This is a genomic window from Undibacterium sp. TJN25 (assembly GCF_049339885.1).
In the GTDB taxonomy this organism is placed as follows: domain Bacteria; phylum Pseudomonadota; class Gammaproteobacteria; order Burkholderiales; family Burkholderiaceae_D; genus Undibacterium.
This window is the reverse complement of the sequence record NZ_JBMPPM010000001.1, coordinates 389,125-413,232: the sequence shown is the minus strand read 5'-3', so window position 1 is coordinate 413,232 and position 24,108 is coordinate 389,125. Positions and strand designations below refer to the sequence as shown.

Annotated in this window: 26 protein-coding genes; 25 read left to right on the top strand and 1 reads right to left on the bottom strand. The window is 59.0% G+C overall.

From position 1 onward, the window contains the following. Nucleotides 1-15: 15 nt before the first annotated feature. Complete coding sequence (locus ACO0LO_RS01885; RefSeq protein ID WP_422962492.1) at nt 16-1,305, bottom strand: hypothetical protein; 1,290 nt, start codon at nt 1,303-1,305, stop codon at nt 16-18. 175 nt (nt 1,306-1,480) lie between these two features. On the opposite strand from ACO0LO_RS01885, the gene ACO0LO_RS01880 reads away from it, so the two are divergent. The 25 genes from ACO0LO_RS01880 (at nt 1,481) to ACO0LO_RS01760 (ending at nt 24,108) form a co-directional block, all read left to right on the top strand. After that, on the top strand, nt 1,481-1,747 hold the full coding sequence (locus ACO0LO_RS01880; RefSeq protein WP_422962491.1) for a hypothetical protein: 267 nt from the start codon (nt 1,481-1,483) through the stop codon (nt 1,745-1,747). Next, entirely contained in the window at nt 1,747-2,376 is a 630-nt protein-coding gene (locus ACO0LO_RS01875) for a transglycosylase SLT domain-containing protein (RefSeq protein WP_422962490.1), read from the top strand. Before ACO0LO_RS01880 ends, ACO0LO_RS01875 begins: the two co-directional genes overlap by 1 nt. Further along, entirely contained in the window at nt 2,373-2,786 is a 414-nt protein-coding gene (locus ACO0LO_RS01870) for a hypothetical protein (protein ID WP_422962489.1), read from the top strand. Before ACO0LO_RS01875 ends, ACO0LO_RS01870 begins: the two co-directional genes overlap by 4 nt. A gap of 90 nt (nt 2,787-2,876) precedes the next feature. After that, the gene (locus tag ACO0LO_RS01865) at nt 2,877-3,116 is read left to right on the top strand and encodes a TraR/DksA C4-type zinc finger protein (protein WP_422962488.1); all 240 of its coding nucleotides are present in this window, start codon (nt 2,877-2,879) and stop codon (nt 3,114-3,116) included. 11 nt (nt 3,117-3,127) lie between these two features. Beyond that, nucleotides 3,128-3,484 carry a hypothetical protein gene (locus ACO0LO_RS01860; protein WP_422962487.1) on the top strand — a complete coding sequence of 119 codons (357 nt, stop codon included), beginning with the start codon at nt 3,128-3,130 and terminating at the stop codon, nt 3,482-3,484. After that, nucleotides 3,484-3,993 carry a DUF1804 family protein gene (locus ACO0LO_RS01855; protein WP_422962486.1) on the top strand — a complete coding sequence of 170 codons (510 nt, stop codon included), beginning with the start codon at nt 3,484-3,486 and terminating at the stop codon, nt 3,991-3,993. Before ACO0LO_RS01860 ends, ACO0LO_RS01855 begins: the two co-directional genes overlap by 1 nt. Beyond that, a complete protein-coding gene (locus ACO0LO_RS01850; RefSeq protein WP_422962485.1) occupies nt 3,990-5,786 on the top strand; it encodes a hypothetical protein in 1,797 nt (598 codons plus the stop codon). Before ACO0LO_RS01855 ends, ACO0LO_RS01850 begins: the two co-directional genes overlap by 4 nt. Continuing rightward, nucleotides 5,783-7,378, top strand: coding sequence for a DUF935 domain-containing protein (locus ACO0LO_RS01845; RefSeq protein ID WP_422962484.1), 1,596 nt, complete (start codon nt 5,783-5,785; stop codon nt 7,376-7,378). The genes ACO0LO_RS01850 and ACO0LO_RS01845 overlap by 4 nt, the downstream gene beginning before the upstream one ends. Continuing rightward, complete coding sequence (locus ACO0LO_RS01840) at nt 7,378-8,586, top strand: phage minor head protein (RefSeq protein WP_422962483.1); 1,209 nt, start codon at nt 7,378-7,380, stop codon at nt 8,584-8,586. The genes ACO0LO_RS01845 and ACO0LO_RS01840 overlap by 1 nt, the downstream gene beginning before the upstream one ends. Continuing rightward, nucleotides 8,583-9,113: a phage virion morphogenesis protein gene (locus tag ACO0LO_RS01835; RefSeq protein ID WP_422962482.1), complete on the top strand. Its 531-nt coding sequence runs from the start codon at nt 8,583-8,585 to the stop codon at nt 9,111-9,113. The genes ACO0LO_RS01840 and ACO0LO_RS01835 overlap by 4 nt, the downstream gene beginning before the upstream one ends. A gap of 133 nt (nt 9,114-9,246) precedes the next feature. After that, nucleotides 9,247-9,402 (top strand): Com family DNA-binding transcriptional regulator, encoded by a 156-nt coding sequence (locus ACO0LO_RS01830; RefSeq protein WP_422962481.1) that lies wholly within the window; start codon nt 9,247-9,249, stop codon nt 9,400-9,402. Beyond that, nucleotides 9,403-10,194 (top strand): DNA adenine methylase, encoded by a 792-nt coding sequence (locus ACO0LO_RS01825; RefSeq protein WP_422962480.1) that lies wholly within the window; start codon nt 9,403-9,405, stop codon nt 10,192-10,194. 127 nt (nt 10,195-10,321) lie between these two features. Further along, nucleotides 10,322-11,371 (top strand): hypothetical protein, encoded by a 1,050-nt coding sequence (locus ACO0LO_RS01820; RefSeq protein WP_422962479.1) that lies wholly within the window; start codon nt 10,322-10,324, stop codon nt 11,369-11,371. Nucleotides 11,372-11,837: 466 nt separating this feature from the next. Further along, nucleotides 11,838-12,953, top strand: a complete 1,116-nt coding sequence (locus tag ACO0LO_RS01815; RefSeq protein WP_422962478.1) for a phage protease — start codon at nt 11,838-11,840, stop codon at nt 12,951-12,953. 34 nt (nt 12,954-12,987) lie between these two features. Next, nucleotides 12,988-13,389: a hypothetical protein gene (locus tag ACO0LO_RS01810; RefSeq protein ID WP_422962477.1), complete on the top strand. Its 402-nt coding sequence runs from the start codon at nt 12,988-12,990 to the stop codon at nt 13,387-13,389. Between the two features lie 36 nt (nt 13,390-13,425). Next, nucleotides 13,426-14,349 carry a Mu-like prophage major head subunit gpT family protein gene (locus tag ACO0LO_RS01805; RefSeq protein ID WP_422962476.1) on the top strand — a complete coding sequence of 308 codons (924 nt, stop codon included), beginning with the start codon at nt 13,426-13,428 and terminating at the stop codon, nt 14,347-14,349. Nucleotides 14,350-14,425: 76 nt separating this feature from the next. Beyond that, nucleotides 14,426-14,743 (top strand): hypothetical protein, encoded by a 318-nt coding sequence (locus tag ACO0LO_RS01800; protein WP_422962475.1) that lies wholly within the window; start codon nt 14,426-14,428, stop codon nt 14,741-14,743. Further along, the gene (locus tag ACO0LO_RS01795) at nt 14,740-15,138 is read left to right on the top strand and encodes a gp436 family protein (RefSeq protein ID WP_422962474.1); all 399 of its coding nucleotides are present in this window, start codon (nt 14,740-14,742) and stop codon (nt 15,136-15,138) included. Before ACO0LO_RS01800 ends, ACO0LO_RS01795 begins: the two co-directional genes overlap by 4 nt. Then, nucleotides 15,135-15,554 (top strand): phage tail terminator protein, encoded by a 420-nt coding sequence (locus tag ACO0LO_RS01790; protein WP_422962473.1) that lies wholly within the window; start codon nt 15,135-15,137, stop codon nt 15,552-15,554. Before ACO0LO_RS01795 ends, ACO0LO_RS01790 begins: the two co-directional genes overlap by 4 nt. Then, nucleotides 15,551-15,760: a hypothetical protein gene (locus ACO0LO_RS01785; protein WP_422962472.1), complete on the top strand. Its 210-nt coding sequence runs from the start codon at nt 15,551-15,553 to the stop codon at nt 15,758-15,760. Before ACO0LO_RS01790 ends, ACO0LO_RS01785 begins: the two co-directional genes overlap by 4 nt. Beyond that, on the top strand, nt 15,753-16,700 hold the full coding sequence (locus ACO0LO_RS01780; protein ID WP_422962471.1) for a hypothetical protein: 948 nt from the start codon (nt 15,753-15,755) through the stop codon (nt 16,698-16,700). The genes ACO0LO_RS01785 and ACO0LO_RS01780 overlap by 8 nt, the downstream gene beginning before the upstream one ends. Nucleotides 16,701-16,779: 79 nt before the next feature. Next, a complete protein-coding gene (locus tag ACO0LO_RS01775) occupies nt 16,780-17,121 on the top strand; it encodes a phage tail assembly chaperone (protein ID WP_422962470.1) in 342 nt (113 codons plus the stop codon). Nucleotides 17,122-17,186: 65 nt separating this feature from the next. Further along, the gene (locus tag ACO0LO_RS01770) at nt 17,187-17,558 is read left to right on the top strand and encodes a DUF1799 domain-containing protein (RefSeq protein ID WP_422962469.1); all 372 of its coding nucleotides are present in this window, start codon (nt 17,187-17,189) and stop codon (nt 17,556-17,558) included. Nucleotides 17,559-17,584: 26 nt separating this feature from the next. Next, nucleotides 17,585-22,627, top strand: coding sequence for a phage tail length tape measure family protein (locus ACO0LO_RS01765; RefSeq protein WP_422962468.1), 5,043 nt, complete (start codon nt 17,585-17,587; stop codon nt 22,625-22,627). Next, on the top strand, nt 22,624-24,108 hold the full coding sequence (locus ACO0LO_RS01760; RefSeq protein WP_422962467.1) for a hypothetical protein: 1,485 nt from the start codon (nt 22,624-22,626) through the stop codon (nt 24,106-24,108). The genes ACO0LO_RS01765 and ACO0LO_RS01760 overlap by 4 nt, the downstream gene beginning before the upstream one ends.

Sequence of the window (24,108 nt, the reverse complement as noted above, 5' to 3'; positions counted from 1 at the left end):
TCCTATATGGCGTCTTCAATGTTTTGACGACGCCTCACGAGAGGCTAACCACTTTTCGAGCATTGATATTTCTGTAGATAACACTCGACTCAAATACCGATCACCTGATTCTTTAATACGGTGATCTTTATGAGTCAGATGTATTTTTGCACCGTGTACAAGTTCGGAGCGCAGTGTATAAACCTCCTTCATGTCCCTTCTTATAGCAGCGCGTTCGCTCGGGGTGCTTCCCAAAAGATAAGCACATCTATCAGCGAAGCGATCCGTTATCCGACCACGGGCGTCGGGATCTTCCGAATGCTCACCTAAAATTGCTTCTAGAGCTATACATTTTTTGATGAGACTTGGGACTATCTCGTCGTCTGCTTCAGCATCAAACGCCCATTCAAGGGCGCTTCGTAAAGACTGCGTATTTTCTGCAAAAGCATCCTGCGTTAGGAGGTGAACAAGAGGTGCTAGCGTTCTTGGTACTTCTACTGCCAATGCCTCCGGCTTAATAGGCACTTGAACAGAAATGGAACTTAATTTCCTATCCCAAAACGGTACTTCATCAGTAAATATTTCTAACTGTTCCAAATAGCGAGACATTCCCAAACCGAGTTCAACAAGAGACGTTTCTATTGTGTCTGCCCCGAGTCTGTTAACGAGGGCACATAACTTGTTTTGGTTATCGTTCGGTAACGAAATTCCTCGTGCGCCATGAACTCGATGACAAAATACTCCGCGGACGGCGCCAGCCTGTACAATCCATTTTAACTTTGATAACGCTTCACGCATGGCGGACTTTCCGCGAGTCAGACTACTGTACCCTCGAGCGGTGGTCTTAAAGTACGCCTGGACGTTTGAATCATCAAGTACAGTAAGCGCTCCTCCCTTTAATCTCGACGGACTGGTTCTACGAACCAACGATATGTTTTCAGATAGCCGTATGTCCTCAGGAATGCGTATGTTAGGAAGTGGGAATAAAATTTCATAGGTCAGAGGAATGCTATTAAAAACGGCCACGATCTCGTCAATACAAGCCGCAAGTTGAGCTTCCGTTAGGTACTCGCTTACAGTGCCACTGCTTATTTGAGCGCCGTTTTCGCGTAGGTGATGGGATGTAATTTGCATGGAAATTTGGCTAATGTCGTCCATATCCAACCACTCTTTCAGATGGGCGAATATGGTTTCTTTAACCGGCAAAAACGACTCGTCCGAATAATCAAGAAACTGGTTCATGAATACGTCAAGTGGCGGCAACGTTCGATGGAGCTGACGTTTAATCACGTTGTCGAAGGTATTTGATTCTTTCTTTTTGCTCATGCCTACCTTTTAAGTGACGGGCAGCTATTGATGTCATTGGCCCAGGTCGAATAACTCAATATGCCATAGCAACCCCCTGCTGACAACTGTCATTCTTAGCCTTATTCTCGCGCCCGCGTAAAGTCCTCAATGCCATCTTGCTGACATCCATCAGCCCACACATTGAGGAAATCCCGTGAACAAACTCCGCATGATCGAATGGCTGCTGATCGCAGCCCTGTTTTACGCGCTGGCCCTGATAATGCTATCGGCCGGCTACGGCGGCCCGCTGCAAACGCTGACCTGGAAACTCGGCCACGTCACCATGGGTGGCTTTGCCGGCTACTGGCTCGACCGTGCAGCCTTTCGCGACCGCATCACCCTGGACAGCCATGCCCTGGTCATGATCCGGCGCGCTATCGTCATCTTTGGCGCGATGTACACCCTCGGCGCAGGCATGTAATGAAGGGCTTCTTCTGGGCGCTGCTGGTCAAGTTCGCGTTGTATTGCGTCTTCATTGCGCTGATCGCCACCATCAGCAAGCAAAGCCACGCGGCCGACCTGTGTCAGCAGTACCGTGCTACATTGACACGCGAGGCGCAGGCCGTCTATGGACTGGAAGCGCCTGTGCCCATGTTGGCCGGCCAGATGCGTCAGGAAAGCAGCTGCAGGGCCGACGTCACCGCCTGGGACAAAGGCCGGGGCCTGATGCAGTTCATGGATGCGACCGCCCGCCAGGTAGCGCAGACCTATCCCGAACTCGGCGCACCCGACCCCTACAGTCCCACCTGGGCCATCCGCGCCCAAGTCCGCTACGACAACTGGCTGTATGCCCGCGTCCAGGGCGATGACGCCTGCCAGCGCTGGGCGGCGGCCCTCAAGTCCTATAACGCTGGCCTGGGATATGTCCAGAAGGCGCAGCGCCGCTCGCCCACACCCGGCACCTGGTTCAACGTTACGGAAAATATCAACGCCGGCCAAAGCCAGCAGAACTTCGAGTTCTCGCGCCGCTATCCCCGTCTGATCCTGTTCAAGCACCAACCGCTGTTCTCCAGCTGGGGCACCTCCGTCTGTGAGGGTAAAGCCGAATGACCCGCATAGTCATCATCGCCTTCCTGGCATGGTCCATCGTCCTCGGCGCTTCCGCCTATGCCTTCGGCGCCTGGGTAGAACACAACTCCACCGCCGCCGAACAAGTCAAGGAAGTTGCTCAGGACGTGAAGGCGACCAAGACCAAAAACGCCAAGGCGCTGGCGGCCGGCGTGCACGCCCAGCAGGCCCTGGACGCTACCGACGCCTTTTATCAACATCTCCGCTCTCAATATGAAACCGATCAACAACAAAACCCTGGCATTGGCTGCGTGCTTGATCCTGTCAGCCTGCAGCGCTGGAACGACGCTAACGCGCAATCAGACAGCACAGCCGCAAGCGAACCTGATGACGACGTGCCCGACGCTGCCACCACTGCAGGCGGGCCAGGACGCGGTGAAGAATCACATTGATGTCACTCGCCAGTATTACCTGTGCAGGGCAAAGGTCGGCGGCTGGATTGACTGGTACGGCAGCACCGAGGCGCCAGCGGAAGGAGCCGAATGACGGACATCTTTGACCGCGCCGCTGAACTGGAGCTGCTGCAGCGCCAGGATGCACTGGCGAGGCTGCATACCCAGGCACTGGCCCGCCAGGCCGCCGCAGAAGCACCCAGCGCCGCCGAATGCGAGGAATGCGACCAGCCCATCCCGGCAGAGCGGCAGACGGCCGCACCAGGCTGTACTCGGTGCACCCACTGTCAGCAGGCGTTAGAAGCCCGTTGCAAATTGACGAGACCCTAACGGCCATACCAATGACGCCAACACTGAACGGACAAACACGCATGGAAGTCAGCAACGACGATATCGCACGCATCCTGGGACGCATAGAAGCCAAACTGGATGAGCAGGCCCATACCTCCAAGCGCCTGGAAACCGGCATCACCAGCCTGGATAGCAAGGTTAGCCGTCGCCTGGACGAGCACGACCTGCGCCTGCGCGAACTGGAAGTCGCCAACCCCAAGAAGCTGGCCGAGACCGTCAAGGCCCACGAAGAGCGCATCCGTGAGCTGGAGAAAGGCTCCACCCGCGCTGGCGTGCTCGCTGGTTTCGGTTCCAGCGTGGCGCTGGCCGCCATCATTGAGTTGATGAAACGCAAGCTGGGTTCCTGATGACCAAGAGTGCCGACGTGCGCGCCCTGGTGCGCAAGCACTACATCTTTGACCGGCTATCGCTGGAACAAGCCGCTGCCCAGGTCAATGTCGCCTATACCACGGCCAAGCGCTGGAAAGCCCAGGCGCAAGCCGAGGGCGACGACTGGGACAAGGTCCGCAGCGCATCGACGCTCGGCAGCGGCGACGTTGAACACTTGTCACAGCAAATCCTGACCGAAATGCTGGTGCAGTTCAACGCTGTGCTGGAGCTGATCAAGGCGGACAAGGATATGCCCGCCACCAAACGCGTCGACCTGCTGTCCAGCCTGATGGACAACATCCATAAGTCCATGGCGGCGATGCGCAAGTTCCTGCCGGAAGCCAATAGCCTCTCTATAGGCATGACTGTGATACGGGGCCTGGCCGAGTTCGTCCAGGAGCGCTACCCACAGCATGGCGCTGTGCTGGTCGAGATACTGGAGCCGTTCGGCGACGTGCTGCCAAGAATCCTGGCGGACGCCAAATGAAGAGCAACGACCTCAGCGCCAAGGAATTCCATAACGAGCTGGCCGATCTGGTCAGCTCGCTGCGTAAGGACATCGAAGCCCACCAGATGGGCCTGGATGCGTCGCCGGAAGCCATCCGAGCACGCCGCAAGCGCGTGCTGGACGGCGATTTCCAGTTCTTTGCGTATACCTACTTCCCGCACCATATCAGGGGCACGCCTTCTTCCTTCCAGGCGCAGTTCTGCAAGCGCTGGCCGCAGCTGCTGCGCCAGCCTGGCGGCGTCAAGGAATGGTGGATCGCCCCCAGGGGCGAGGCCAAATCCTCCATGCTGACCAAGATCGGGCCGGTCTGGTGCGCCGTCCAGGGCTTGCTGCAGCGGCCTGAGATACGCTCGGAGATAGGCTGGACGGACGCGCTACCACCTTTCATCGACTATGTGATCCTGCTGGGCGCAGAAACCAAGTTGCCGACCAAGCTGGTCGAGGTCGTCAAGACCGAACTGACCATGAATGCCACCCTGGCCCTGGACTTCCCGGAAGCCTGCGGCAAAGGCCCGATGTGGAAGGTCGGCGAGTTCATCACGAAGACCGGCGTCAAGGTAGAACCCTTCGGCGCTGAACAAGCGATTCGCGGCACCTTCCACGGCGCCAGCCGGCCAAAGCTGTTGCTGGGCGATGACCTGATCACGGATGCCGAAGCCAAAAGCCCCACCGAGCGCGAGAACCGCTGGAACTGGCTGACCAAGGCTATCGACTACCTGGGACCGCCAGACGGTAGCGTCAAATATGGCGGCGTCGGCACTATCCTGGACAAGGACGATCCCATCAGTCGGGCCAAGCGCACCATCGGCCACGTCGTCCACCATTTCCGCGCAATCGAGTGCCTGCCGTCCAATATGGACCTTTGGGCAAAGTGCGAAGAGCTGATGCGCAATGATGATGCCCGTCTGGTCGAAGCCGCTGCAGCCCAGAACCTGGTCATTCCCGACCAGCGCCTGCCGTCTTACCTGTTCTACCTGGAGCACCAGGCGGCGATGGATGAGGGCGCAAAGGTCTCCTGGCCGTCGGTACGCTCGCTGTTCTGGCTGATGCGCCAGCGCGCTACGGCTCCAAAAGCGTTTGGTACAGAAATGCAGGGTGACCCACGCAGTGACGAAGACAAAGTCTTCAGCAAGATTACCTTCTGGGTCCAGCGTATGCGCGACTGGATCATCTTCGGCGCCTGTGACCCGTCCATGGGCAAAGGCGAGACCTCCGATCCCTCGGCGCTGGTCGTCGGTGGCCTGGACCCGGTATCGCGCCGGCTGTATGTGCTGGAAGCCTGGATCAAACGCCGCGTGCCATCCAAGTTAGAAGCTGACCTGATCGCCATGCAAAAGGAGTTCCGCTGCAGAGCCATCGCCTTTGAAAACAATAACGCCTACGAACATTCGCGCCTGACCTTCATGCAGGCAGGGTTGCATGCCGGGGTTCCCTTGCCACTGGTCGGTGTCACTGCCACGGTGCCGGCCGAAGTGCGTGTCGACTCGCTGGAACCCTACGTCACCGACCCCGCGTTCCCATCCATCCTGCTGCACGCCAGCCTGACTCAACTACTGTCTGAGCTGGACACCTGGCCGGAGAAACAAAGCAACCATCACTATGACGGTTTGACCGCGCTGCACTTGCTGTGGTGGGTGGCGATGACACGCGGGCCAGGTGCTGCAGAGGGCTTCATGAGCCAGGCCCGCGACGGCCGCTGGGCCAGCGAGGGAGGCCGTGCCGACCCAGGCAGCCGCGACCTTGATCTATCGAATACCAGGAGAATGGTGTGACCCAAATACTTGACCAGCACGGCAACCCGATTAAAAAGGAAGTGCTGAGTGAACCGCAGACCGCCAACATCATGGCGCTGCAGAACCAATATCTCCTGCCGATGCTGGGCGGGCTGACGCCAGCCAGGTTGGCCCGGACGCTGCAGGAAGCCGATAACGGCAATCTGCTGGAACAACACCGCCTGTTCGCCGACATGGAAGAACGAGATGGCCACCTGCGTGCCGAAATGGACAAGCGCAAGAATGCCGTCGTTGGTTTGCCCTGGGACGTCGTCCCACCTCGCAACGCCAGCGCCGCCGAAAAAGCGGCCGCTGCCTGGGTCAAGGAAGTGCTGCAGGACGCCATTGACCCGATAGAGGACCTGGTACTGGCGATGATGGACGGCGTCGGCCACGGCTTCGCACCGGTCGAGCTGGAGTGGCAGTCCCAGGGTAGCGAACTGCTGCCATGCTTCCATCCCCGGCCACAAGAGTGGTTCAAGCTGAACACGGCCAGAACAGAGCTGCGCCTGCAGGACACGTCGGTAGAAGGCGCGCAGCTAGTGCCTTTCGGCTGGATCATGCACACTCACGGCAAAGCCAAGACCGGCTACTTGGGCCGCATGGGCCTATTCCGCACCCTGGTCTGGCCCTTCCTGTACAAAGCCTACGCACTGGGTGACTTTGCCGAGTTCCTGGAAACCTACGGCCTGCCCATCATCATTGGTAAATACTTCGCTGGCGCCACCGCAGATGAAAAAGCCAGCCTGATGCGCGCCGTTACCGCGCTGGGCCACGATGCCCGCGCCATCATGCCGCAGGACATGACGCTGGAAGTCCAGCAAGTCGCTGCTGGCGGTAGCGGCAACTCGGCCCACCTGGCGATGATGGAATGGGCGGATAAGTCCGAATCCAAGAGCATCCTGGGCCAGACCTTGTCGGCAGATACCGGCAGCAAGGGCGGCGGCAGCTTTGCCCTGGGCAAGGTGCATAACGAAGTCAGACACGACATCCGGCGCGGCGACGCCCGCCAGTTGGCGGCTACATTGACCCGCGACCTCGTGTATCCGCTGATCGCCCTGAACAAGCCAGGCATCGCCGGCTTGGCGCGTTGCCCACGCTTCGTGTTCGATCTGGGCGAAGCGGAAGACCTGACTGTCTTCGCCGATGCTTTACCCAAGCTAGTCGGTGTCGGCTTTGAAGTGCCCAAAGCCTGGGCGCAAGAAAAACTTCACATCCCGCTGCCGCAGCAGAATGAACCCATCCTCAAAATCACGGCCCAACCGCCTGCAGCACCCAGTGACAATAATCCCGCAGAACCATCTGAAGAGTTGACGGCGGTCCTGTCTACCACTCCTGCACCAGGTGCAAGCGTGGCCGATCCGGTGGCCGGCGTCACCGACGAACTGGCATCAGCTGCCGCACCCACCTGGGCCGACCTGCTCGCCGCTATCCAAAAGCTGGTCGACCAGGCGAAGAGCTTGAACGATTTGCAGACCAGCCTAGTTTCGGCCTTCGGCGGCAAAGCACCCGATGAACTGGTCAAGGTCATGGCGCTGGCCCTGGCGCTGGCAGAATTGAAGGGCCTGGCCGACGCCGAGGACGGGAAGTAATGCCGCTCAGCGCCGACCTGCAGCAAAGCTTCCAGCAGCAGCTGGATTTCTTCAAGAACAAGCTGAACCTGCCCACCGACCGCTATGACGACATCCTGAAGTCAGCGCATGACCGGGCCTTTATCGTGGCCGGCGCAGCCAATGCTGACTTGCTGAATGACCTGAACGGCGCCATCCGGGCCAGCATTGCCGACGGCCGAGGCCTGGAAGCCTTCCGCAAAGCCTTCAACAGCATTGTGCTGAAACACGGCTGGACCGGCTGGACGGGTGAGGGCAGTGCCGCCGGTTACGCCTGGCGCACGCGAGTCATCTACCAGACCAATATGGCGACCAGCTATGCGGCCGGCCGCTGGAAGCAACTGAACGATCCCGGCCTGTTGGCGCTGAACCCGTATTTTAAATACGTCCACAACGACGCGGTCGAGCATCCCCGCCCGATCCACCAGTCCTGGAATGGCCTGGTGCTGCGCTACGACGATCCCTTCTGGCGCACCCACTTCCCGACGAACGGTTGGGGCTGTCAATGCCGCGTCACGTCCGCCAGCGAGAAAGACCATCTGCAGGCGGTAGCGGCCGGCAAGGGATCGCCGCCTGCAGGCTGGGATCGCATCGACCCACAGACCGGCGCTCCCGTCGGCATCGACCAGGGCTTTGACTATGCACCAGGTGCGGATGCCAAGCGGCCACTGGTGGATTTTATTGACCAGAAGTTGATCAACCTGGACGCACCCATCGGCGCGGCGATGTACCAGGCATTGCGGCCGGCGCTGCAGGCCGAGCAGGCGGCTGTCTACCAGGCATTCCTAGCCGATGTGCTGGCTGATTCGTTCGGCCGCGGTCGCGTGGCTGTCATTGGTGCCATCGACCAGGGGGCGCTGGATTGGCTGAGCGCGCACGCATACCCGGCCCCGGCCAGCGCTGAGGTCGCCCTGCAGGATAGCCTGGTCGCCGGCAGCGACCTCGACCCCGCCGCTTGGGCCAGATTGCCGGGGATCGTTTCCAGCCCGGCCCAGCTGCTGGTCGACAGCCAGACCGGGCGCTTGGTGTATGTCTCCCAGGAGCAGGGTATTGATATGCTAGTTCTGCAGCTTGCCTATCACCCCGAGAAGGCTCAGGGCGAGGTCAATCTGCTGGTGTCCGCGCTGAAGGTAGCGAAAGAAGCGATTGCAGCTGGCATCGCTAACGGACTATATAAGGTAATCAGATGACCAAGCCCATAGAGATTCAGAGCCTGGCCGTGGACGCGCTGCTAACGCAGCTGCACGCCAAGCTGGACGACATGTCGCCACTGCTGCAGGTCATCGGCGAAGACATGATAGAGCGCACCAAGCTACGCTTTGTGACCGCCACCGGCCCCGACGGCGTGCGCTGGCAGCCTAACGCTCAGGTCACGCTGGTGAACTATCTGCAAAAGAAAGGCGGGTTCTCGAAAAAGACCGGCAAGATCACGGCCAAGGGCCAGCAACTGGTGTCCGGCAAGCGCCCGCTGCAGGGCCAGAGCGGCGACCTGGCACGCCAGTTCAGCTACCGGGTACTGGCCGGCACGCAGCTGACGGTTGCTTCCAGTATGGTCTATGCGGCGATGCAGCAATACGGCGGCACGAAAGCCAAGTATCCAAAGCTGTGGGGCGATATCCCAGCCCGGCAGTTCTTTCCGGTCCAGGCCGACGGCCAGCTGTACCCCGATGAAGAAAACAAGATAGTCGATAGGCTGAGGGAATACCTGAGCCTGTAGAAAAAAGACAGGGCGACCGACCTGGTGCGTCAACACCCGGTAAGCCGCTCGGCACGCAGACATTCCTGCTTGCTCCGCCAAGGCCCTGCCACCCCGATCGGAGGCGGGCGAGATATTAGCACGGAGAGCAAAAATGCGTGATATTCGCTGTGGAAGATGCAATAAGAAACTGGCAGAAGGGTTTTACCTCTGTCTTACTATCAAGTGTAGCCGCTGCGGCACCTTGAACCAGCTGAGGGCCGAGAGCCCCACATCAGAGCGCCAGGAGCGCCCGAAGCAGGAAACCTAGATGGAAAGCAGTCCAATCATTCCCTGGTTAGGTGGCAAGCGCCGCTTATCAGAAAAGTTAATCCCCTTGTTCCCACCGCATGAATGTTATGTTGAAGCTTTCTGCGGCGGCGCAGCACTGTTCTTCTTGCGGCCGATGCCGGCCAAGACCGAGGTCATCAACGATGTCAACGGCGACCTGGTGAACCTGTACCGCGTGGTCCAGCATCATTTAACGGAGTTTATCGCCCAGTTTCGCTGGGCCATCAATAGCCGCGAGATCTTCAAGTGGCACCAGCTGGAGCGGCCGGAGACATTGACCGACATCCAGCGCGCCGCTCGGTTCTACTACCTCCAGCAGCATGCCTTCAGCGGCAAGGTCGCAAGCCAGTCGTTCGGTACTGCAACCACCAGTCCGGCCATCAACCTGACCAGGATAGAAGAAAACCTGAGCGCGGCCCACATGCGCCTGGGTGGCGTCTATGTCGAAAAGCTAGCCTGGGAAGACTGCGTCAAACGTTATGACCGGGCGCATACCTTCTTTTACATGGACCCGCCATACTGGGAAACCGAGGGCTACGGCGTATCGTTTGAGTTTGCGCAGTATGAGCGCATGGCGGAAGTGATGCGGAGCTGCAAAGGTAAGGTGATGGTCAGCATTAACGACCACCCGGACATACGCCAGGCGTTTGAGGGCTTCGAGATGATGGAGCTGGATATCAAGTACGCTGTCGCCAATGTGGAAGCCCAGCGAACAAGTAAAGAATTGGTAATCGCAAACTGGACGGTTAATGCGCCTGGCGGGCTATTTTAATTTGGGTTGCACTGTCAACATTAAGGCAAACGGTGTACATTCGATATCTTGCCATTGCCGCAACGGGGCCAAAGGCCGAGGAGTCAGCGGCATTCAGCTGATTTTGGAGAGTTCAAATAGAGAGGGAATGATGCGCTACAAATTCGTCGCTGCTTACTGCGCTTACGGGATGGGAATGACTCCAGATCAAGAAGACGTAACGCTTTTTCAAGATGGGGGCATCCACGTGTACCTTACTCAAGACGCGACTCGCCCTCTCACGCTTATAGATCGCCAATTAGTACTGGCCAACTTGCTTCTCAGTGGAATATTTGGAATGCCTACGGACGTTGATCGAGACGTGGCAAGGGCGAATAAACTCGCTGAAATCATCGAAGAGCGCGGCATAAAGTATAAAAATTACGGTTTCTTGATCGTAGAGATTGATGGAAGTGTTGAGGTAGTTCTTCCTGAAAACTGCATAAATGTCGACGACTTCAGAGTTTGCATGCACGCATATGATAAAGCGGCATTATCCTCGGCACTTCAGCCTAACGTTGTTAGCGCAATTTCGGCGGTTAGGATGGCTGGCGACACAGACTATCAATTTGAACTGGTTAACCAAGGGAGCGTTCTTTTTGATGGCGACGGCAAAGTTGTCCATTCGCTCAATATTAGTGGAGGCTCTGCCGAAATTATCGCAGGGAGAGCACTGAACGCAAGTCAAATTGCCGTCATGCATGAATTGATCGTACCACTGCGCCAATCGCCAGAACTTGAGCAAGCCATCGACCTCTATGCGCAGTCTTTAAACCATCGGGAGAATAAGCTTCGTGCTTTTATGGCGGCTTGGAATGCTTTGGAGTTGTTTGTAATGCGAGTGAAGGAAAGATATGGTCCTCTATGGATGAGCGACGTAGACAATCCAATTACTACTGGAGGTAGGCTCGCTGAGCTTAATTCTATTCCAGCCAATAATTCAAGAGTAGAAAGAGCATTCGGTAAAATCGCTTGCTATCTTAGTGACGGCAAGCAGGAGTCAGACATTACTGAGTTCACGGAGTTGAGAAATATTCGTAACGATCTGAGCCACGAATTGAAAGATAAAAATCTTCCTGCTGATCGCGTACGTACGCTATTCGATAAATATCTGAAAGCCCATTTGCGACACCTCTCGGCCGATTACCAGGGCCAATAGGTGTTCGCTAAATTTATTACGTTGTGGGCGATGATAATGCAGAGATTCACTGTCATTAGAATTCGGTAAAATTTGCTTTGTGGTTTCATCTTTATCTTTCACAGTTACTTTACGTTCTGTTCTCAGGGACTTTTTCGCCTCTACAAATTTGTAAAGGTAAGCCTATTTTTAACGATCAAACCATTGCGTTCCTCTTGTGGGTTTGCCGCATTGGGGTGCAAAAGGTTTTCTTTCTAGGCGGAATTTATCTTCCGCGCTTGGCACCATTTAAACCTCGCACTCTGCAGCTGACCACGATTTTTTGAGTTTCGAGGCGCTAAGGCCCGTTAGAGCCGCGTTAATTTCGATGTAAAGCAAGACCGGCTCCTTCCGTTTTCAGTTTCCCCAGCCTCCCGCTCCAAATAATGCCCCACTGCTGACATCTGTCAGTCTGCAAGTCTTGTCACGACGCTGACAAGATGGAGGCATGCAAAAACCTCCAACCACTCACCAGCCACACCCAGGCAAGCACCTGCTGGCCGTCGCCGCCTGCAGCCTGGCGCTGACTGCCGGCAGCGAACTGCAGTTACTGCCGGCCGGCACCTTCGCCGCCCGTGACGGGCGCCCCGCGGATGCTCCAGGCTGGCAGATGAATGCCGAGCTGGCCCGGACACTGATCCAGGCGGCCGGCGTGCGCGCCACTCCTTACGTCATCGACTACGAGCACCAGACCATGCTGGCAAAGCAGAACGGCCAGCCCGCGCCTGCGGCAGGCTGGTTCAGCAATCTTGAGTGGCGCGAAGGTGTCGGGCTGTTCGCTATCGACGTCGACTGGACCGACCGCGCCAAGCAAATGATTGCGGCAAATGAATATCGCTTCATTTCTCCTGTCATCGGCTACGACAAGCAGGGAGCCGTCACGGCCCTGTATATGGCCGCCATCACGAATAACCCTGCCATCGACGGCATGGAAGAAGTGCTGCTTGCTGCGGCAACCCAGCACTTCACCTCTTCGCAACACTCCCTCACTGTAAAGGAAACCGGAATGGATGAAATCCTTGCCCAACTGCGCTGGCTGCTGAACATGGCCGCCGACACCACCGCCGAACAGCTACAGCCAAAGCTGCAGGCGCTGACCGAGCTGATCAAGCAAGACAAGGCGGTCGCGGCCGCTTCGTTCGACCTGGTCACCTTCGTTGGTGCTCAACGTACGCAGATCGCCACTCTAACGGCCAGCACCACGCCAGACCCTGCCAAGTTCGTGCCTATCGAGACCGTGACTGCGCTGCATACCCAGATCGCCAGCCTGTCCACACAGCTGACCACCGGCCGCGTCGATGAGCTGGTCAAGGCAGCGCTGAAGGACGGCAAGCTGGTTCCGGCGCAGGAATCGTGGGCGCGTGACTTCGGTGCCAAGGATTACGCCGCACTGTCCGCCTATATAGAGAACGCACCGCCGATTGCTGCACTGACTGGTCTGCAGTCAGGCAAGAACCCGCCTGCAGGCGGCAAGAAGGAGCTGACGCCGCAGCAGGTCCAGCTGTGCGCCGCGATGGGCGTTTCCACCGAAGCCTACCTGAAGACGCTCCAGGGCGACGCATAGCGGTTTTCTCTTTATCCACTCTAACGGAGTAACCATGTCTCTTACTAACGACCGCAACACACCGCACAAGGACGGCGAACTGCTCGGCTTCCCGGCTGCGGCAGGCGTCAAGATTTACAGCGGCGCCCTAGTAGCCGTCAATGCTACCGGTTTTGCCACACCAGGCGCGACGTCTACCACGCTGACCTACGCCGGCCGCGCCGAGCAGTACGTCGACAACACGGCCGGCGCTGATGGCGGCAAGACCGTCCAGGTACGCCGCAAGCGGCTGTTTAAGTGGTCTAACGCTGCTGCCGACCCCATCACCCAAGCCGACGTCAACAAGACTTGCTACATCGTCGACGACCAAACCATTGCCAAAACCAACGGCGGCAACACGCGCTCGCCGGCCGGCCGCGTGCTGGGCATCGACCCGGACGGCGTCTGGGTCGAGTAACCCAGCCTAACAACCTGCAAACAGATAGGAAACCCCATGCTGGTCAATAAAGAAAACCTCGCAAACGTGTTCATCGGTCTGAAGACCACCTTTAACAACGCCTTTTCGTCCGCTCCCACCGTATGGGAAAAGATCGCCATGAAGGTGCCATCCACGACCGGTCAGAACGACTACGCCTGGCTGTCCAAGTTCCCGCGCATGCGCCAGTGGATCGGCGACAAGGTCGTCAAGGCCCTGGAAGGATTCAAGTACGTCATCGTCAATAACGACTTTGAAGCCACCGTCGAAGTCGAACGCAACGACATCGAAGACGACAACCTGGGCATCTATGCCCCGCAGGCCCAGGGCGCGGGCGAGTCCGCCAAGCAGTTGCCGGATGAAATCATTGCGGACGTCGTCAATAACTCGATGACTACTAAGTGCTACGACGGCCAGTATTTTTTCGACACTGACCATCCGGTCAAGCAAGAAGACGGAACCATTGCCAGCATCAGCAATAAAGGTTCCCAAGCACTGTCTGTCGCCAGCCTGGCCGCTGCACAGGCCAGCCTCGGCGCTGCAGAGATTGCAATGATGGAATTCAAGGATGACGAAGGCCGGCCGCTGAACGTGCTGCCCAACGTCCTGATGGTGCCGCCTGCATTAAAAGGCGTCGCCAATACCTTGCTGACCACAGACCGTCTGGAAGACGGCAAGCCTAACCCGTACAAAAATGCTTTCGAGCTGGTCGTCAACCCACGCCTGAAGTCGCGTACTGCTTGGTACTTGCTGGACACCACCAAGCCCGTCAAGCCCTTCATCTACCAGGAGCGTAAAGCCCCGGTCTTCGTCCAGCAGACCGACCCGAACGCCGACGACGTGTTCAGCCGCAAGCAGTTCAAGTTCGGTGCCGAGGCCCGCGCAGCCGGTGGTTACGGCTTCTGGCAACTGGCCTACGCCTCCGACGGCACCGTCGCTTAACCAGGCTTTGCAGGCTACCGCTTGCACTTCGGGCGGTAGCTAGCACCAGGCCCCTCTATATAGATAGGAGAAAAACGTGGGAACACCAAAAAAAGACAAGTCGGCCGCAGAACTGGGCACGGGCCAGCGCCAGGCACAAGGGAATGGCCCAGGCGTAACCGCACCCTCTGGCGCAAAAGACGCCACGAACGCCGCAAACGCAAGCATCCGTGGCCTAAAAGTGTCATCCAGGGTGGATGGTTTTCGCCGTGCCGGCCTGGTGCTGAGCACGACGCCCCTGACGATCCCGCTGTCCGATTTGACGGATGACCAGCTCGCTGCGCTTGAATGGGATGCCAACGTCTTTACCGAAGAAGTGGACCTTCCAGTGATTCAGGAGCCGGCAGCGCAATGACCTACGCCACCCGCCCTGACCTGGAAAAGCGCTACAGCGCCGATGAGATCGCCCAGCGAGAGTCAGCGTTAGAAGCTGGTGCGGTGGATAGCGCGCTGGAGGACGCCGATGCGCTGATCGACGGCTACCTGGCCGGCCGCTACAGCCTGCCCATGACGACGGTCCCCGACATCCTGGTGCAGACAGCCTGTGCTTTGGCCCGCTATGGCCTGCTGGGCGAAGCCGCAACCGACCGCGCCAGGAATGATCAGCGAGACGCGCTGGCCTGGCTCAAGGATGTGCAGGCCGGGCGGGTGCTGCTGCAGGCGGCGGTCACGGTGCCAGGCAACGCGCCGGAAGCCATCGTCATGCTGACGGCGCAGCGCCCGGTGTTTGGGCGGATGGGCCGGCCATGATCGACGCCGTAGTCGCTCGCCTGCGTGCCAACCTGCCCGAGCTGAAACTGATCGGCAAGGCCGTGGACTTCCAGAGCGCTGCGGAGAGCAACCCGAAGGCGACGCCGGCTTGCTTCGTCATCCCGATTGACGAGACGCCGGAATCTAACGGGATGGGTGACATCCTGATCCAGCGCGTGTCGGCCACCATCGGCGTGGTCCTGGTCGTGCGCAACCTGGCGGACAACAAGGGCGCGGCGGCCGGCGCCGACCTGGAGCTGCTGCGCGCCAAGGTCAAGCGCCAGGTATTCGGCTGGACAGCGTCGCCTGAGCTGGACCCGTTTGAGCGCGGCAACAGCCACCTGCTGGCGTTCAGGGACGGGCACATGTGGTGGCAAGACCTTTATAGAACTGCTTATTTTGACAAGGCGGAATGATGATCAAGAGCCAAACGGTCCGGGCTGCTGCAGTCCAGGACTTCAAGAAATGCCCGCACTGGGGCAAAGGCGGCCAGTACCTGGTCGATCCGGCGAGCGGCGCCCGCGTGCTGCAGGAGCAAGCCGAGACGGTGACGCCGGCTAGTGCAACCACAGCGGCCGCAGTAGCCTCATCCACAACCAGGAAGGACAAAACCCGTGAATAACCTGCTCAGCAAACCACGCAAGTGGAAAAACAAGGCCGTCATGTTCAAGCTGGAGACCGCCTACGGCGTCGATGCCACGCCCACCGGCGCGGTCAACTGGATAGAAGCGCGCAATGTGTCGCTGACACCCATGGACAACGACAAGGCCGAGCGCAATATCGAGATGCCGTACATGGGCAGTAGCGGCAGCGTACTGGTCAGCAGCTGGGCCAAGCTGTCGTTTGACGTTGCGCTGGCAACCTCTGGTAGCGCAGGCGTCGCGCCTAAATGGGGACCGCTGCTGCTGGCCTGCGGCACGGCAGAAACCATCACCGCGACGACATCGGTCGCCTACAACCTGGTATCGGTCGACCAGCTGAGTGTCTCCGCCTATATCAACATCGATGGCGTGCTGCACAAGCTGTTCGGCGTTCGCGGCAGCGTCAAGGGCAATATGGCCGCTAAGGGCACAGGCAAGATGAGTTTCAGTTTTGATGCCAACTACCTGACGCCCATCGCTCAGGACATGCCTACCGTCATTCGCACCGGCTGGCAGATCGAGGAGGGCATCAACAGCAAGAATACCGGCCCGGCATCGATTGGCGGCGTCGACCTGGCCTTTTCCACATTCGACTGGGACTTCGGCAACAAGATCGCCCGCAACGATCTGCCCGGCCCACAGCGCGAGGTGTCGATTACCGACCGCACGCCGACTGCCGGCATCACGGTGCTGGCCCCGTCGCTGGATGTGTTCAATCCCTTCCTGTTGGCGGAAACATCGGCCGTCGTACCGCTCAGTTGCACCCATGGCAGCGCAGCCGGCAAACAAATCCAGACCGACCTGCAGACCAGGATCACGAACGTCGAATACGACAACATCGACGGATTGCTGGCCTACAAGTTGACTTTGGAACCGCTGCCGGTCGACGGCAACGACGAGATAGCACTGACCCTGCTGTAACCAGGTGCTCCGCCCACCTGGCGGAGCACCTGGCCGGTTTCACCCTTTTATTATTTGATCACTTCTAACGGAGCATCCCATGTTTGTCATCGCAACTACTCCAACCTTTACCGTTCCCGTTCGTGTCGACATCATCGGCGACAACAACAAAACCAAAACCTCCATCTTCAAAGCCAAGTTCCTGCGTCTGGAACAAAACGAAATGGATGAAATGCGCGACGCCATCAACGACAAGACCATGACCGACCAGCAAGTCGTCGACAAAGTCTTGGTTGGCTGGGAAGACGTCACCGACGCTGCGGGCCAGCCTGTGGAATTCACCCCAGACAACCTGACCGCGCTGCTGGCGATATTCCCTACGCGCCACAGCATCGTTAGAACTTACTTCGACACCGTCAGCGGCAGCAAACGAAAAAACTAGCCGGCGCTGCAGACTGGTGGGCCAGGGCCACTTGCGGCGCATTGAAGGAATTGCCGGCAACGTTTGTGTCCGACGAACTGGCAGACGACTTGGCAGAACTCGGCCTGGCAGACGAGATCGCCGACGCGCCGGCCGAAGCGGACTATGAAGCACCGGCGTACCCGATCTGGCACGACAACATCCGCAGCTTGAATGTGTTCCTGGCGCTATCAACGCAATGGGAAATCGTGCTGGCAAACGGCTATCTGGTGCGCACCAGGATCATCTACGAAGCGATAGAGCCAGTGCTGCGCAACATGAACGGCATCGCCAGGCGGCACTGGGCGGAAACCTTCGAAGACTTGCGCGCCATGGAAAGCGCGGCCCTGGTGGCGTTCAACCAGGAACACAAGAAGCAGCTGGAACGGGACCAGGAGCAAAGCACCTGGCGTGATTGAGACGGAAAAAAAGGAAGCGTTAGCGCATGGGATCAACGGTAGAGTATGGCATTCGCATCAATATCGACGGCAATAAAGCGGCCGTCGACAGCATCAGCGATGTCACCAAGGCGACTACCGACATGGGAAATGCTGCTCAGGACGCCGGCCAGCAACTAGCCGACAGCGCAGCCAAGACCGCCGCCGCCACTAAAACCAGCGCGGCCGCCACCGAACAGGCAACCCAGACCATCACCGCAGGCCTGGACAAGTCTACTCAGGCCACCACGGCCATGGGCGCGGCGAGCGAGCAGGTCAGCCAGAAGATCATCGGCAACTATAAGACGCTCTCCAGCAGCACAGCCCAGGCCAGCGTCGGCTTCACGCAGATGAATAGCAGCGCCGCCCAGCTGGGCAGCACCAACGCCCAGTTAAGCAACTCCACCGCACAGCTAACGCTGGGGCAATTGAAGTTCCTGGACGCACTGCGTGACCAGGCTGCCGGTGTTGGCCTATCCCGCACGGAGCTGCTGAAGCTGCAGGCGGCGCAGATGGGCCTGAAAGATGTGTCTGCCGGCTTCATCAAGCAAATCGAAGATGCGACCGAGGGCCAGCACAAGTTCAGCCTGGCGAATGCGCAGTCCACGCGTGAACTGATGGTATTGAGCCATGAACTGGCAACCGGCAACTTCAGCCGTTTCGGCGGGTCGATGATGGTGCTGGCGAACGCCACAGGTGCAACCAGCATGCTGTTCACCGCCACAGCCGCCGCCGTCGCGGCCGCGCTCCTGCCGCTGGGCCTGTTCATTGCCGCAGCCATCGCTGGCGCGGGTGACATCTCCAAGATGAATGACGCGTTAATTGTCACCGGCAATTACGCGGGCGTCTCCACCGGCCAGCTGGCGGCCGCCTCGCAAAAGATCGGCGACGTCAATAACAACATCGGCAAGACCCGCGAGATCCTGACCGGCCTGGCAGCATCCGGCAAGTTCGGCGGCGACGCACTGCTGGCGACCGGCGCGGCCGCGTCCGCCTTCGCCAAGCTGACCGGTGAATCCGCCGAAGATGTCGGCAAGCAGTTTGAAAAAATGGATGACGGCGTCGCTAAGTTTGCGCAGAACTTCGACAAGCAGTATCACATGATCGATACCGCGACGCTGGAGCGCATCGACTCGCTAGAGAAGCAGGGCCAGAAAGAAGAGGCGGTCAGCACGCTGTCTAACGCCATCGCCCAGGAAACGCAGAGCCGCATCGCCGCGTTGAAGTCCAGCCTGAACGACGGCCAGCGCGCCTGGGACGCCATCGGCGAAGCCGCCAAGGGCGCATGGGAAAAAATGAAGTCGGCCGCGCAGGTGGCCATCGGTAATGAACCGATGATGCAAGAGCTGCAGGCGCGGATGAACCTGAAGCAAGGCAACCGCACAGCCGACAACTTCTTTGTCTCGCTGCGCGACTCGGTCACCGGTACCAACAACGATGACCGCATCCATGAACTGGTAACCAATCTTGACGCCCAGGCCAAGCAAAGCGCCGACGACAAGGCGCTGGCAGACATCAAGACCAAGGGCAACGCCGCTTATACCGATATCACCGGCGCGCTGGCCCAATACGACAAGAACAACGCCAAGGCCCGCGAATTGGCGAAGGTCAAGCGCGACTTTATCGACTTGCTGAAGGCGAACCCGGATTCGCCCATCCTGGATGGCGTCAGCATCGTTGACGACCAGGTCAGCGGCGGTAAGTATGACGCCATCATCGACGGCATCGCCAAGAAGTATCAAGAAAAAGGCAACGACGCCCGCGCCACTGAGCTGGCGAATGCGATGCGCGACAACCAGGCAGCCATCGCCGAAGAAAAACGCAAGTACGATGAAATGGGCAAGCTGGCCGACCTGTACCACAAGTACGGCCAGACCACGGACGAAGAGTATTACCAGCAGAAGCGCGACCAGGCGCTGGGTATCGAGCAGGCGCAGATCGACGGTTATAACAGCGACCTGACGGCGCTGAAGAGCTATAACGCCAAGACGGCCGAGGAGCGCGTCAAGAATGCCGGCCAGATCGCCGACATCACCGCCAAGAAGCTGGCGGCCGAGAGTGCCTACCAGGATCACCTGAAGTTCTTCGACGCCGAGGAATCGCTGCGCGCCCAGAAGGTGGCCCAGGATTCGACCGACGCGATGAACAAATACGTGTCCAGCCTGCAGCAGGAAGCAGAAAAGGTTGAAGACTCGGCCAAGGTCAGGAACGTCGCCAACTCGGTGCTGCAGGGCGAAGAAGCTGCCCGCATCGATGCGGCGCTGGCCGCTGCCCAGCAGAACCTGGCGCAGCAGCAGCTGAACGGTGCGACAGAGCAAGAGCTTGCCAGCAGCCAGGCCATCATTGACTACCTGACCAAGATATCCGACTTACGGCACCGCATCGTCAACGCGGAGCAGACCAAGGAATCTAACGCAGCAGCGCTGGCCGAGGCCAAGAAATACGAACAAGCCTGGCAGGCATCCAATAAGGCGATTGGCGACGGGCTGTATGACGCCATTGGCCGGGGCGGCGATTCTGCTATCAAGAAGCTGATTCAGGACGTCAAGTCGTGGTTCGCACGGCTGGTGCTGAGCCCCATCATCCAGCCTATCGCGGCCTTTGGCGCATCGCTGATCAATCCGCAGGCGGCGAGCGCCCAAAGCAGCCTGGACGGACTGTCGTCTGCCGCCGACATGATTTCCCAGGGTAAGTCGCTGTGGGACGGTTTTTCTGCAGCTGGCTCCGCATCGAGCCTGGGCACCGGCTTCCTGGGATCGATTGCGGGCGGCTTGAATGGCGCAGGCATCGGTAGCGGCCTGACTTCGTCGCTGGGTCTGTCTATCGGGAACTCGATTGCCGGCGTCGTCGGCCCTGGCATTGCCGGTGCGATGTCGACTGCCATGGCTGCTGTACCGTATATAGGTGCAGCCTACGCGGCCTATAGCATCCTGAAGTCGGGCTTTTCGATGGGCGACAAGCAAATGGTCGGCCAAAACGTGACCGGTGACCTAGGAACCAACGACATCACCCGCAATGTGGCGTGGCACCAGGACGGTGGCTGGCTGCGCGGTGATCGCAATGGCGTGTGGAATTACAACCTGGCGAACAGTACCGCTATCGCCGATGGCAAGGCGTACCAAGACATAGCCAGTGTGGCATCCGATACGGCGCTGCTGAAATCTCTGAACGACGGCTATGACGCACTGAAGCAGGCTAACGCGGATTACGCGAAGACGCTGGGCCTGAATGCCGACTTCATCGCCAACCGCAAGGACGCCATCAACTTCGATATCGGCGCGACGGCGGCCGACACCCAGGCGAATGTGCAAAAGGCGTTTGCCGATATCAGCGACTCGATGGCGACGGATATCCTGGGCAGCCTGTCATCGCTTTCTCAGGCCGGCGAGACCAGCTCGGCCACGCTGGCCCGGCTGGTATCTGACTTTACGGCCGTCAATGCGGTATTGACCGCAACCGGTAAAACGGCCGACGCTTTCGGTGCGCTCGGCGCGGCGTCAGTCGCGGCCCGCGAAGACCTGATCCAGCTGACAGGCGGCCTGCAGAACCTGCAGAACGGCACGTCCTTCTTTGTTCAAAACTTCCTTTCCGAGGGCGAGCAGATCGCGCCGACACTCAAGGCGGTGAAAGACGCGATGGCCGCGCTTGGTGAAGGCGGCGTCACGACCAAGGAACAATTCAAAGACCTGGTGCAGCAGCAAGACCTGAGCACCGAGGCGGGCCGCCAGATGTATGCGAACCTGATCGCGCTTGCCCCAGCCTTCCTGCAGGCGGCTAACTATGCCGACACGCTGACACAAGCAACCATCGATCAAGCCAAAGCGGCGGCGGATGCTGCACAGCAGGCGCTGGACCAGGCCAACCAGAAACTGGACACGGCGCGCAGCGCGCTGTCAGACGCCTATAACGCGGAATCCAGCGCGATACAGGGCGTCATCGACAAGTGGTCGCAGTTCTCGATCTCCATCAAGCAATTCAAGGATTCGCTATTGGTCGGCAACCTGTCGACCTTGTCGCCTGAACAAAAGTATGCCGAGACCAAGAGCCAGTTTGACCAGACCTACGCTCTGGCGCTGGCCGGTGACCCGACGGCGATGGGCAACCTGCAGCAAATGGCCCAGAACTTCCTGGACGCGTCACAGTCATACAACGCCAGCAACCAGGGCTATGTCGACGACTTCAACAAAGTCCAGGGCGCATTGAGCAATGCAGCGACGGCGGCCGACCAGCAAGTCTCCATCGCACAGACCCAGCTGACCGCGCTGAATGACAGCGTCAAGGGCATCCTGGACGTGAAAGATGCAGTGATGTCGGTGCATGATGCGCTGGTCGCTTATTTCAATGCGCAGAACGATGTCGTGTCGGCAGGCGGTGGGGGAGGCTACGTCGACCCGAGCACCGGCAACCCTGTCGGCAGCAAGGCATTGGCCGATGTCGCGGCCTACGGTGCGCAATACGGTGACAACGCCTATTACTTCATTCCGGTCGGCGACAAGGCGGGCGGTGCAAACCACCTGCAAGACCTGGAAGACAACGTCGACGCGATGAGGGCGCTGTATCAGCAAAGCGGCCAATCCGATGCGGCCGGTAAGTCGTTCGCCGACTATACCGACGCAGACATCTGGCAACAGTTGACCGGCCATAGCGAAGCCTACTGGGATCAGATTACCGCCATGTTCGACGCCGGTCAGCATCCAACGACGGACACCAAGGTCGACGGCTCGCATGCAAATGGCCTGGATCGAGTCCCGCGAGACGGCTACATCGCCGAATTGCATGAAGGTGAGCAAGTGCTGACGGCCGCGCAAGCCATCAAGTTCAACCGCCTGCCGTTGATCAATACGGGAGCGGCCCAAAGCGACGACAGTCGAACAGTCGCCGAGCTGCGCCGTCTGAATGATCGCATCGGCCAGCTGGAACAAAGCCTGGTATCCGTCGGCATCGCCCAATTGACGCAAAGCGCCCAGCACCACGACATCAACACCACCGATATGAAAAACCAAACCAAGGCCGTCAAAGGCGTCCGCACAGCCCTGGAGACTGCACTATGACCATCGCCGTCACCATTTCCGCCTATCGCCTGTCGACCGGCCAGATCGAATCCTTGACCTATGCCGACGACGGCTTCACAACAACGCCGAACGATACGCCGCCCAACGCTTACTTTGAGCCGCGCCTCACAGATGCACCGCGCCTGTCCCGCACGCTGTTTGACCGAACGGCCACCTATGGGGCATCTAAATCGACGCCGGGCGACATCAGCCTGGTCAACCAGGATCATGCGCTGGACGTGCTGCTAACGGACTACGCTGTCGGCGGCCGGACATTTGAAGTCCGTAGCGGGATAATTGGCACGCCGTTTGCCAGCTGGCCGGTCATCATGACAGGCCAGCTGGATGACATGAAGGAAAGCGACGGCAGCATCAGCATCGTCGTGCATGACCGCATGACTGACCTCCAAAAAACCTTGATCCGTCCGACCTATGCCGGCGACAACGTACTGCCGCTCGGCGTCGAGGGCACCAAGGATGACTTAAAAGGCCAGTACAAACCGCGTGTCTATGGCAGCGTGCTGAACATTTCGGCCAAGCGCGTCAACACGTCTAAGCTAGTCTTCCAGGTCAGCGACACGGCGACGCCGGCAACGATAGTTTATGACAATGGCTCGGCGCTGACCAAGGGCGCGGACTACACGACCCTGGACGACATGATCGCCACGGCGCCTGCAGTCGGCAATTTCCGCTGCTTCCAGGGCTATTTTCGTTTGGGCAGCAGCCCGGTTAATGTGGTCACTGCCGATGTCACCACATCCGAGACCAGGGCCGGCAGCCTGCTGCAGATGATCGCTGTCGACGCCGGCATTCCCCTCGCGGACATCAACACCGCCGATGTGGCGGCGTTGAATGCCGCCAACAGCGCGGTATGCGGGGTCTGGGCAGACACGACTACCACCGCCCAGGAACTGATGGACCAGTTGGCGTCCAGCATCGGCGCCTGGTATGCGTTCGACCGCAGTAACAAGCTGCGCATGGGCAGAGTCATCGCGCCGACCGGTACGCCAATGGCGACCTGGGGCGACGACGCGATAGAAAGCCTGAACCTACAAGAAGCCGGGATCCCCGCCTGGCACGTGATCCTGCAGTATGGCCGCAACTACACGGTGAACCAGCAGCCTGCAGGTGGCGTGGCAGAAGCACGTAAAGCCTTCCTGGCGCAAGAGTACCGCCAGGCAGAGAAATCCAATACCGACACCAAGACGCCATGGCCGGCCGCACAGGAACTGACTTTCCAGACGCAGCTGGTCAATGAAGCCGACGCCACTGCCGAATGCGCCCGGCAACTGACACTGTATGGCGCGCGCCGGCTGACCTTGTCGGTAGAAATTCCTTTGTCCGAGCTGGGCGCGGCCGACCTCGGCAACGTCGTGGGCCTGGACGTTGACCGTTACAACCTGCGCGGCAAACCACTGCTGGTCATCGGCCTGGACGGCGGGGCCGACAACGGCGTCGCCAAACTTACGCTGTGGGGCTAA

Excerpts from the sequence above, each read along its gene's own strand:
- ACO0LO_RS01885 (WP_422962492.1), bottom strand. The coding sequence starts at position 1,305 with ATGAGCAAAAAGAAAGAATCAAATACCTTCGACAACGTGATTAAACGT.
- ACO0LO_RS01875 (WP_422962490.1), top strand. The coding sequence starts at position 1,747 with ATGAAGGGCTTCTTCTGGGCGCTGCTGGTCAAGTTCGCGTTGTATTGC.
- ACO0LO_RS01870 (WP_422962489.1), top strand. The coding sequence starts at position 2,373 with ATGACCCGCATAGTCATCATCGCCTTCCTGGCATGGTCCATCGTCCTC.
- ACO0LO_RS01865 (WP_422962488.1), top strand. The coding sequence starts at position 2,877 with ATGACGGACATCTTTGACCGCGCCGCTGAACTGGAGCTGCTGCAGCGC.
- ACO0LO_RS01860 (WP_422962487.1), top strand. The coding sequence starts at position 3,128 with ATGACGCCAACACTGAACGGACAAACACGCATGGAAGTCAGCAACGAC.
- ACO0LO_RS01855 (WP_422962486.1), top strand. The coding sequence starts at position 3,484 with ATGACCAAGAGTGCCGACGTGCGCGCCCTGGTGCGCAAGCACTACATC.
- ACO0LO_RS01850 (WP_422962485.1), top strand. The coding sequence starts at position 3,990 with ATGAAGAGCAACGACCTCAGCGCCAAGGAATTCCATAACGAGCTGGCC.
- ACO0LO_RS01840 (WP_422962483.1), top strand. The coding sequence starts at position 7,378 with ATGCCGCTCAGCGCCGACCTGCAGCAAAGCTTCCAGCAGCAGCTGGAT.
- ACO0LO_RS01835 (WP_422962482.1), top strand. The coding sequence starts at position 8,583 with ATGACCAAGCCCATAGAGATTCAGAGCCTGGCCGTGGACGCGCTGCTA.
- ACO0LO_RS01830 (WP_422962481.1), top strand. The coding sequence starts at position 9,247 with ATGCGTGATATTCGCTGTGGAAGATGCAATAAGAAACTGGCAGAAGGG.
- ACO0LO_RS01825 (WP_422962480.1), top strand. The coding sequence starts at position 9,403 with ATGGAAAGCAGTCCAATCATTCCCTGGTTAGGTGGCAAGCGCCGCTTA.
- ACO0LO_RS01820 (WP_422962479.1), top strand. The coding sequence starts at position 10,322 with ATGATGCGCTACAAATTCGTCGCTGCTTACTGCGCTTACGGGATGGGA.
- ACO0LO_RS01815 (WP_422962478.1), top strand. The coding sequence starts at position 11,838 with ATGCAAAAACCTCCAACCACTCACCAGCCACACCCAGGCAAGCACCTG.
- ACO0LO_RS01810 (WP_422962477.1), top strand. The coding sequence starts at position 12,988 with ATGTCTCTTACTAACGACCGCAACACACCGCACAAGGACGGCGAACTG.
- ACO0LO_RS01805 (WP_422962476.1), top strand. The coding sequence starts at position 13,426 with ATGCTGGTCAATAAAGAAAACCTCGCAAACGTGTTCATCGGTCTGAAG.
- ACO0LO_RS01795 (WP_422962474.1), top strand. The coding sequence starts at position 14,740 with ATGACCTACGCCACCCGCCCTGACCTGGAAAAGCGCTACAGCGCCGAT.
- ACO0LO_RS01790 (WP_422962473.1), top strand. The coding sequence starts at position 15,135 with ATGATCGACGCCGTAGTCGCTCGCCTGCGTGCCAACCTGCCCGAGCTG.
- ACO0LO_RS01785 (WP_422962472.1), top strand. The coding sequence starts at position 15,551 with ATGATGATCAAGAGCCAAACGGTCCGGGCTGCTGCAGTCCAGGACTTC.
- ACO0LO_RS01775 (WP_422962470.1), top strand. The coding sequence starts at position 16,780 with ATGTTTGTCATCGCAACTACTCCAACCTTTACCGTTCCCGTTCGTGTC.
- ACO0LO_RS01765 (WP_422962468.1), top strand. The coding sequence starts at position 17,585 with ATGGGATCAACGGTAGAGTATGGCATTCGCATCAATATCGACGGCAAT.
- ACO0LO_RS01760 (WP_422962467.1), top strand. The coding sequence starts at position 22,624 with ATGACCATCGCCGTCACCATTTCCGCCTATCGCCTGTCGACCGGCCAG.